This window comes from Psychroserpens jangbogonensis (assembly GCF_000797465.1).
Classification (GTDB): domain Bacteria; phylum Bacteroidota; class Bacteroidia; order Flavobacteriales; family Flavobacteriaceae; genus Psychroserpens; species Psychroserpens jangbogonensis.
Map to the genome: position 1 here is coordinate 19,972 of NZ_JSWG01000016.1, position 9,590 is coordinate 29,561.

The following is a 9,590-nucleotide window of genomic DNA, read 5'->3' on the forward strand; positions in this document are numbered from 1 at the left end:
TCGTGAATGTTGGTTTGGAATAATTTATATAAATATAAAAAGATGAGTTCTTTAGTAAAATTTGTACAAGACGAATTTGTAACAAGAAAAGATTTTCCTGAATTTGGAGCTGGTGATACAATCACAGTTTTCTACGAAATTAAGGAAGGAAGTAAAACACGTACACAGTTTTTTAGAGGTGTCGTATTACAACGTAAAGGTTCTGGTAGTTCAGAAACATTTACAATTAGAAAAATGTCTGGAACTATTGGTGTAGAGCGTATCTTCCCAGTTAACTTACCTGCACTTCAAAAAGTTGAAGTAAATAAAAGAGGTAAAGTTAGAAGAGCAAGAATCTTCTACTTTAGAGGTCTTACTGGTAAAAAAGCAAGAATTAAGGAAGTTAGAAAATAATTTCCATAACATATACAGATTAAAAGCCTTGACATTGTCAGGGCTTTTTTTATTAACAAAAGTTAATAAGTTCGGTTTATAAAATGTGAATATCTAATCGGTAGAAACATTTGGAATTTTCAAACAAAACTATACTTTAGCTAAACAATTAACAACAAACCTAGTTTGGTTTTGAATTAAGTTTTAGATTTATGTTAAATTGTAATAAAGTAACGTTCTTTATATAATTGTTTTTTGAGGTTTTGGAGTCGCATGTGTAAGCGTGTTAGACAAAAGAATCATGAAGCTTTGAGAGGTGTTGAATGTTTAGGCAGTTGACAAAAGGAGAAGTGGAAAGCTTTGAAAAAGTACCAGGAGCGAAAGTGAATGAGAACAGGATGAGCAATGTCTTTAAAACATCCAACGTGAAAACGAACAGATGATGGAAAAGAGATCAAGAAAATTCAGTTAAAACCGAAACAAAGTAATAACATGTCAATACATTTTGAAAGTTATGAAATGTTTCATTGATTTAGTGAAACTTGAACCGAAAGGAAATGTGGGAATGCAAATTCAGCGATTTCAATTTTAGCAGCAATGTTAAATAGGTCATGTGAAGCTATATCAAAAAAGCCATGTCAATGTAGTTTTACTATTGTGATATGGCTTTTGTTTTTTTAAACCTTTCCCTTTTATTACTTTTAGCATCCTAGTTACTTCATAAATGAATCTTAATTTTATAAACGATAAAACCTTTACTGGTAAATCTTTCACATCTGAAGCTTTACCCAAAGGTGAATACGACAATTGCATTTTTGTTAATTGTGATTTTTCGGAATCCTATCTCAGTAATATCAATTTTTTAGACTGTGAATTTATAGATTGTAACTTGAGTATGGTAAAGACGAAAGGCACAACTTTGAAAGATGTGATCTTCAATAACTGTAAACTAGTAGGCTTTCCATTTCACGATTGTAATGCGTTTTTATTTACCGTTACGTTTAATGACTGTCAACTTAAATTATCATCTTTTTATAATTTAAAGCTAAAATCTACATCTTTCAATTCTTGTAAACTTGAACAAACCGATTTTACCAATACAGATTTAAGTGCTTCAAAATTTATAGAGTGTAACCTTTACCAAACTGTTTTTGACAATACAAACCTAGAAAAAGTAGATTTTGTTACTTCTTATAATTTGAGTATTAATCCAGAAACAAATCGGATTAAAAACGCTTCTTTTTCAAAAGAAAATGCGTTAGGTCTTTTAACTACTTATAAGATAAATATAGAGTGATCCAATTTTAATTAGAATATAAGTTTGTTGAATGCTTAATTCCTTAAGTGTCAATACCACATTTCACTTTATTAACTATTAGTTTATTTGTATATTTGCTAGGCTTAAATATTAGGCAATTCAGATTAAAATAAATTCTATACTTTTTATGGCAAATACACCTACAATCATTTATACAAAAACAGACGAAGCACCAGCATTAGCAACACATTCGTTATTACCAATTATAAAATCATTCACAGCCTCTTCTGGTATAAATATAGAGCTTAGAGACATTTCTTTAGCAGCAAGAATACTAGCTACATTTCCAGAATTTTTAACGGTTGAACAACGAGTTCCTGATGCTTTAAAAGAATTAGGGGATTTGGCTAAGTTACCAGAAGCTAACATCATTAAATTACCTAATATTAGTGCTTCGGTTCCTCAATTAAAGACAGCTATTGGAGAACTACAATCTCAAGGTTATAAGTTACCAAGTTATCCTGATGATCCAGAATCAACAGAAGAAAAACAAATACGTTCACGATACGACAAAATTAAAGGAAGTGCTGTAAATCCTATTCTCCGCGAAGGAAACTCTGATAGACGTGCACCAAAAGCGGTTAAGAATTTTGCAAAGATGAATCCGCATTCTATGGGAACATGGTCTTCAGATTCTAAAACACATGTATCAACCATGACCCATGGTGACTTTGCACACAATGAAAAATCGGTAACCTTGCAAGATGCGACTTCAGTACAAATTATTCATACTGATAGTGCAGGAAATACAACCGTTTTAAAAGATGGTTTAGGGTTATTAAAAGGTGAAATCATCGATGCTACTGTTATGAGTAAGAAAGCCTTAATGTCTTTCTTAGAAGAGCAAGTGGAAGATGCTTTAGATAAGAGTGTATTGTTTTCATTACATATGAAAGCGACCATGATGAAAGTTTCTGATCCAATTATTTTTGGCCACGCTGTTCGTGTATTCTTTAAAGATTTATTTGAAAAACATGGAGATACTTTTGAAAAAATTGGTGTAGATGTTAATAACGGATTTGGAAATCTTTTAGGAAAATTAAATGAATTATCAGATGATGAACATGCTGAAATTAGAGATGATATTAGATATGCTCTAGAACATGGACCAGATTTAGCAATGGTAAATAGTGATCGTGGTATCACAAATTTACATGTTCCAAGTGATGTGATTATTGATGCTTCAATGCCAGCAATGATTCGTACATCTGGACAAATGTGGAATGCTGAAGGTAAGCAACAAGATACCAAAGCAGTGATTCCAGATAGTAGTTATGCTGGTTTGTATTCTGCCACTATTGATTTCTGTATACAGCATGGTGCTTTTGATCCGACAACTATGGGAACAGTTCCTAACGTTGGATTAATGGCTCAAAAAGCTGAAGAATATGGTTCTCATGATAAAACATTTGAAATAGTTTCTAACGGAAAAGTTCAAGTAATCGATGAATCTGGAACTGTCTTAACTTCACATAATGTTGAAGCTGGAGATATTTGGAGAATGTGCCAAGTAAAAGATGCACCTATTCAAGATTGGGTAAAATTAGCAGTAACTAGAGCTAGAGCTTCACAAACTCCTGCAGTATTCTGGTTAGATGCAAAAAGAGCACATGATGCAGAATTGATTAAAAAAGTAAATACGTATTTACTAGATCATGATACATCAGGTTTAGACATCAGAATTCTTTCTACAATTGAAGCAACAAAATTTACATTAGCTCGTGTTAAGGATGGAGAAGATACTATTTCGGTTACAGGAAATGTATTACGTGATTACTTAACAGATTTGTTTCCTATTTTAGAATTAGGAACAAGTGCTAAAATGTTATCAATAGTTCCTTTAATGAATGGTGGTGGATTATTTGAAACTGGTGCTGGAGGATCTGCACCAAAACACGTAGAACAATTCACATCTGAAAACCATTTACGTTGGGATTCTTTAGGAGAATTTTTAGCGATTGCAGTGTCTTTAGAACATTTTGGAGAAGTAAATAATAATGCCAAAGCAAAAGTGTTATCTGAAACTTTAGATGATGCGACCGAAAAATTATTGGCAAACGGAAAATCTCCTTCAAGAAAGGTGAATGAGTTAGATAATAGAGGAAGTCATTTCTATTTAGCATTATTCTGGTCTGAAGCTTTAGCTAATCAAACTCAAGATTTGGATTTAAAACAAGAGTTTTCTCATGTATTCAAAGACTTACAAGATCACGAAGGACAAATCGTTGACGAATTGAACTCTGCTCAAGGTCAAGCTTTAGATGTTGGTGGTTACTATTTACCTAATGATTCAGCTACAATTGCTGCAATGAGACCGAGTGAAACATTTAACCAGCTTTTGAAATAAAATCATATAAAAAGAGACCATTTTAAAATGGCCTCTTTTTTTTAATAGTAATAGATGACTAAAGAGGACTTAACCGATTGTTATAATAGAATTAGGCCTTATATTCATAATACGCCTATTCTCACATCTAACCTTATCAATACACTTGTAGGTGCCGAACTTTATTTTAAATGCGAGAATTTTCAAAGAGCTGGAGCTTACAAAATTCGTGGTGCAACCAATGCCATCATGCAGCTTTCAAAAGCACAACAGCAAAATGGAGTTGTAACACATTCTTCAGGAAATTTTGCACAAGCACTTTCACTTGCTGCCAAAAGTCTAAATATAAAAGCATACATCGTTATGCCATCAAATTCGCCTCAGGTTAAGAAAAATGCAGTATTAGAATATGGTGGTGAAATCGTAGAATGTGAACCAACTATAGAGGCAAGACAGAAAACAGCTGATCAAATAGCAAATAGAACTGGAGCAACTTTTATTCACCCTTCAAATAATCCTAATGTCATTATTGGTCAAGGTACAGCAGGATTAGAATTACTTAATGAACATTCAAATCTTGATTATATATTCTGCCCAATTGGTGGTGGTGGATTAATTGCAGGAACAGCATTAGCTGCAAATTATTTTTCAGATCAATGTAAAGTAATTGGCGGAGAACCTTTAGAAGCCGATGATGCGTATCGCTCGTTTATCAGTGGAAAAATTGAAAGTAATTTGACTACAAATACAATTGCTGACGGATTAAGAACTCAATTAGGCTCATATAACTTTCCAATTATAAAAGCCCACGTAAAACAAATAATAAGAGTTAATGAAACCGAAATAGTTGATGCTATGCAACTTATTTGGGAACGAATGAAAATCATTATTGAACCGTCTAGTGCTGTTGCTTTTGCAGCTATTTTAAAAGAAAAAGATAATTTCAAACAACAAAAAATTGGTGTTATCGTTTCTGGTGGAAACGTAGATGTAAACAACTTACCATTTTAGTTTTATTGTCTAAAGAAATTGTTAAAACCTAAATTAGGTTGCACGCTAATATTTACTTTTGTAAAAAACATGCTAGATGAAGATTAACCCAGCCCATCTCCTACTTATTTTATTATTTCCTATATTTTCATTAGCTCAAGACAAGTATACTCTTAGTGGTATTATTTCAGATGTAAGCAGTAATGAAACACTAATTGGTGTAAATATTTTATTTCCAGAACAACAAACAGGAACCATTACAAATGAATATGGTTTTTATTCTATTACACTTCCAGAAGGTACATACAAATTAGTCATTAGCTATTTAGGGTTTCAGAATGTTATAGAAACTATTGAGCTTACTTCAGACATGACTAAAAACTATAGTTTATTAGAAGCTACTGAAACACTTGATGAAGTAATTATTACAGATGATATTGAAAAATTAAATATCAGAAAGCCTCAAATGAGTGTCAATGCACTCTCCGCCAGAACCATCAAACAAATCCCTGTTGTACTTGGCGAACCTGATGTTATAAAAGCAATTACACTTTTGCCAGGTGTAACTAGTGCTGGAGAAGGTGCTTCTGGTTTCAACGTGAGAGGTGGCTCAGCCGATCAAAATTTAATACTTCTTGATGAAGCCATTATATATAACTCTTCGCATTTGTTTGGTTTTTTCTCGGTCTTCAATCCTGATGCAATAAAAGACTTGCGCTTATATAAAGGCGGAATTCCTGCTCGATATGGTGGTCGCGTGTCTTCCGTGTTAGATATTTATCAAAAGGAAGGGAATAGTAATGAGTTTCATGCCAATGGCGGAATAGGTGCTGTATCAAGTCGACTATTAATCGAAGGTCCGATCAAGAAAGAAAAAGGATCATTTTTATTCGGTGGTAGAGCTTCATATGCACATTTATTTTTGCCTTTATTTGATATTGACAACATTGCCTATTTTTATGACTTAAACACCAAAATAAGTTACAAACTAAACCAAAATAACAACATTTATCTTTCTGGTTATTTTGGTCGTGATGTGTTTAGCCTTAACGATAGTTTTGAAAACACTTATGGAAATACAGTTTTAAACTTTAGATGGAATCATTTGTTTTCAGATAAGTTATTTTCAAATATTTCGTTAATTTACTCTGACTATTACTACGGTTTAAATCTAGAATTAATAGGCTTTGATTGGAATTCTGGAATTAGAAATTTCAATCTTAAATATGACCTAAAACATTACTTGACTGATAAAATAAAATTACAATATGGCTTAAATAGCATTTATCACAAGTTTAATCCTGGTGAAATTGAACCATCAAACAGTACTTCAGGAATAAATCAACAAAAACTAATTGATAAATACGCTTTAGAAAACGCTTTATATTTTGATGTAGAACATCAATTGAGCAATAATTTAACAGCTTCTTATGGCTTGAGATTTAGCAATTTTTTAAGACTAGGCCAAGATGAACTTAATGTTTATGAAAATGACCAAGCAGTTATATTTAATGACGAAATTCAAATTTATGAAAAAGCACAACCTATTGGTACTGAAGAATTTGATCGAAGTGATATAATTGAGTCTTTTAATAATTTAGAACCACGTTTAGCTCTTGCATATCAGTTAAACAACAAGTCCTCTGTGAAGGCTAGTTATAATAGAATGACTCAATATTTGCATTTACTATCTAATACAAGTTCTCCTACACCATTAGATGTATGGACTCCTAGTGGTAAGTATGCAAAACCACAAATTCTGGATCAAATTGCAGTTGGTTACTTTCGAAATTTTTCAAATAACATGTATTCTGTAGAGTTTGAAACATATTACAAAACTGTAAAAAACAGAATCGATTATATTGATGGTGCAGATTTAATTGCTAATGATGCGATTGAGCAAGTTATTTTAAATGGGAGAGCAAGAGCTTATGGTTTAGAATTTCTATTGAGAAAAAATGAAGGACGTTTTACAGGATGGCTCGCTTATACACTTTCAAAATCAGAACAGCAAACAGAAGGAAGAACACCAAATGAAACTGGTATTAATAATGGAGAATGGTACAATTCTGCATTTGACAAAACGCACGATATATCATTTACCGGAAGCTATGAACTAAGCAAGAAATGGTCATTTAATGCTAATTTTTTATTTCAAACTGGTCAGCCAGTAACGTATCCAAATGGACAATATGAATATAATGGGATTCGAATTCCAAGTTATACCAACAGAAATGAGTTTAGATTGCCAACGTATCATCGTTTAGATCTATCGGCCAATTACACACCAAATCCAAATAAAACAAAAGGGTTTAGAGGTCATTGGGTATTTGGTATATATAACATATACAACAGAAGGAATGCAGCTTCTATAAGCTTCACACAAAACAGGGACACTTCAAGAAATGAAGCTGTAAGACTAGCTATATTCGGTATTGTTCCATCAGTATCTTATAATTTTAAATTTTAAATATGAAGAAACTTATATATATCATACTATTAGTTTTTGCATTTTCTTGCGAAGATGTAATTGATTTAGAATTGCCTACTTCAGAACCAAAATTAGTAATTGATGCTTCTATTGATTGGCTAAAAGGTACATCTGGGAATGAACAGACAATTAAACTGAGTTTAACAGCACCATTTTTTGACATTGACGTTCCACCTGCTAATGGAGCAACAGTTTCCATAACTGATAGTAACAATAATATTTTCGACTTTATTGAAGATGGAGATACTGGTATTTATTCAAACAACACATTTCTTCCAGAAATAAACGGTGAATATAATCTAACTATTTTGTACAATGGAGAGACTTATGTAGGTACAGAAATACTAAAATCAGTTAGTGAAATCACGCGTGTAGAACAAAATCTGGAAGGTGGCTTTTCAGGAGAAGAGACAGAAATCAAAGCCTTTTTTAATGATCCTGAAGATGAAGAGAATTATTACTTTTTTGAGTTTACACCGAGCTTACCTGTCACTCCAACTCTAGATACTTTTAAAGATGAATTTGTAAATGGAAATGAAATTTTCGGATTCTATATAGAAGAAGATTTAGATCAAGGACAAAGTGTGATTATAAGAAATCATGGCGTTTCTGAACGCTTTTATGAATTCATGTTTATATTACTTCAACAAATTGATGATGGTGGAGGTGGTCCATTCGAAACCCAACCCGCTACGGTAAGAGGTAATTGCATCAATCAAACCAATCCTGAAAATTTTCCGCTTGGTTATTTTAGACTGTCTGAGGTGGACGAATTTGAATATACTATTGAATAGTTTTTCATAAGAACACCTATTCTAGTGCAGGTTTTGAGCGTTACGCTTTGATTTCTATGATCAAAACGTCGTGCTATCCGCTGTATCTTTTTGAGTCAATTCTCAAAAAGGATGTCACTTTTATCACTAACGCAAAAGAAAAAAATAGCTATTTTTACCATATGACATTTATAAAAACAACTGAACAAGATTCAAATTATAATCATTTAGAAAAAATGAGCATTACAGATATTTTGAATCATATAAATTCTGAAGATAAATCGGTTCCATTAGCAGTAGAAAAAGCACTTCCACAAATTAATAATTTAGTTGATCAAATCGTGGAGAAATTGAAATCTGGTGGCCGTTTATTCTATATTGGAGCAGGAACTAGTGGCCGATTAGGAATTTTAGATGCTTCAGAATGCCCACCTACTTTTGGTGTTTCTCATGAATTAGTTATTGGACTAATTGCAGGCGGTGATTCAGCAATTAGAAAAGCTGTTGAATTTGCTGAGGATTCAATTTCACAAGGTTGGAAGGACCTAAAAGCCCATAATTTATCCGCAAAAGACGTAGTGATAGGTATTGCTGCTTCAGGCACAACGCCTTATGTTATTTCTGCTTTAGAAAAATGTAATTCAAATAATATCATTACAGGATGCATAACATGTAATCATAATAGTCCTTTATCAAATGCTTCAAAATATCCAATTGAAGTTATTGTAGGCCCAGAGTTTGTGACTGGTAGTTCACGAATGAAAGCTGGTACAGCTCAAAAATTAGTTCTCAATATGATTTCTACTACAGTAATGATTAAATTGGATAAAGTCAAAGGAAATAAAATGGTAGATATGCAATTAAGCAACAATAAACTTGTGGAAAGAGGTATACAAATGCTTGTAAAGGAACTCAATGTAAGTTTTGAAGAAGCACAAAATTTACTGGAAAGACACAAAAATGTTAGAACAGCAATAAAAAACTATTCCAATGGAAACTAAAAGAACAAATAAGGAAGAATTGTTTAAAGGAATAAAAACGATGGGTATCTCCTTAGTTTTAATGTTTTTAGGACCAAGTCTAATTTATGTAGCGTTTAGTAATTCAGAAAAACCTCTATATATTCCAATTTTAGTTTTAGCTTTTATACTTTGTATTCTTGCAGTTTACTTTGCCTTCAAGGGATTAAAAACTATTATGGATAGTATGTTTAAATAGCCCTTATAAAACATAAAAAGCTCCAATACTATAATACGTATTGGAGTTTTTTGTATGTTTAAAAATCTAGTATAAAAAAAACCCTTCATATTTCTATGAAGG

General features: G+C 32.2%; 8 protein-coding genes. All 8 read left to right on the forward strand.

The features are described 5' to 3' along the window. Positions 1–42: 42 nt before the first annotated feature. The 8 genes from rplS to RH81_RS17175 all read left to right on the forward strand — a co-directional run bounded on the left by rplS (position 43) and on the right by RH81_RS17175 (position 9,488). Entirely contained in the window at positions 43–393 is a 351-nt protein-coding gene (rplS, locus tag RH81_RS15925; RefSeq protein WP_033962352.1) for a 50S ribosomal protein L19, read from the forward strand. Between the two features lie 703 nt (positions 394–1,096). Further along, positions 1,097–1,669, forward strand: coding sequence for a pentapeptide repeat-containing protein (locus RH81_RS15930; RefSeq protein ID WP_033962333.1), 573 nt, complete (start codon positions 1,097–1,099; stop codon positions 1,667–1,669). Between the two features lie 148 nt (positions 1,670–1,817). Then, on the forward strand, positions 1,818–4,037 hold the full coding sequence (locus RH81_RS15935; protein WP_033962337.1) for an NADP-dependent isocitrate dehydrogenase: 2,220 nt from the start codon (positions 1,818–1,820) through the stop codon (positions 4,035–4,037). Between the two features lie 54 nt (positions 4,038–4,091). Further along, positions 4,092–5,027 carry a pyridoxal-phosphate dependent enzyme gene (locus RH81_RS15940; protein ID WP_033962339.1) on the forward strand — a complete coding sequence of 312 codons (936 nt, stop codon included), beginning with the start codon at positions 4,092–4,094 and terminating at the stop codon, positions 5,025–5,027. A 76-nt stretch (positions 5,028–5,103) separates the two neighbouring features. Further along, positions 5,104–7,476, forward strand: coding sequence for a TonB-dependent receptor (locus tag RH81_RS15945; RefSeq protein ID WP_033962341.1), 2,373 nt, complete (start codon positions 5,104–5,106; stop codon positions 7,474–7,476). A 2-nt stretch (positions 7,477–7,478) separates the two neighbouring features. Continuing rightward, positions 7,479–8,291 (forward strand): DUF4249 domain-containing protein, encoded by an 813-nt coding sequence (locus RH81_RS15950; RefSeq protein ID WP_033962344.1) that lies wholly within the window; start codon positions 7,479–7,481, stop codon positions 8,289–8,291. A 161-nt stretch (positions 8,292–8,452) separates the two neighbouring features. Beyond that, positions 8,453–9,271, forward strand: a complete 819-nt coding sequence (gene murQ, locus RH81_RS15955) for an N-acetylmuramic acid 6-phosphate etherase (RefSeq protein ID WP_033962353.1) — start codon at positions 8,453–8,455, stop codon at positions 9,269–9,271. After that, positions 9,261–9,488, forward strand: coding sequence for a DUF6095 family protein (locus RH81_RS17175; protein WP_033962347.1), 228 nt, complete (start codon positions 9,261–9,263; stop codon positions 9,486–9,488). Before murQ ends, RH81_RS17175 begins: the two co-directional genes overlap by 11 nt. Positions 9,489–9,590: the final 102 nt, after the last annotated feature.

Coding starts and splice junctions, on each gene's coding strand:
- rplS (WP_033962352.1), top strand. CDS start 43: ATGAGTTCTTTAGTAAAATTTGTACAAGACGAATTTGTAACAAGAAAA.
- RH81_RS15930 (WP_033962333.1), top strand. CDS start 1,097: ATGAATCTTAATTTTATAAACGATAAAACCTTTACTGGTAAATCTTTC.
- RH81_RS15935 (WP_033962337.1), top strand. CDS start 1,818: ATGGCAAATACACCTACAATCATTTATACAAAAACAGACGAAGCACCA.
- RH81_RS15940 (WP_033962339.1), top strand. CDS start 4,092: ATGACTAAAGAGGACTTAACCGATTGTTATAATAGAATTAGGCCTTAT.
- RH81_RS15945 (WP_033962341.1), top strand. CDS start 5,104: ATGAAGATTAACCCAGCCCATCTCCTACTTATTTTATTATTTCCTATA.
- RH81_RS15950 (WP_033962344.1), top strand. CDS start 7,479: ATGAAGAAACTTATATATATCATACTATTAGTTTTTGCATTTTCTTGC.
- murQ (WP_033962353.1), top strand. CDS start 8,453: ATGACATTTATAAAAACAACTGAACAAGATTCAAATTATAATCATTTA.
- RH81_RS17175 (WP_033962347.1), top strand. CDS start 9,261: ATGGAAACTAAAAGAACAAATAAGGAAGAATTGTTTAAAGGAATAAAA.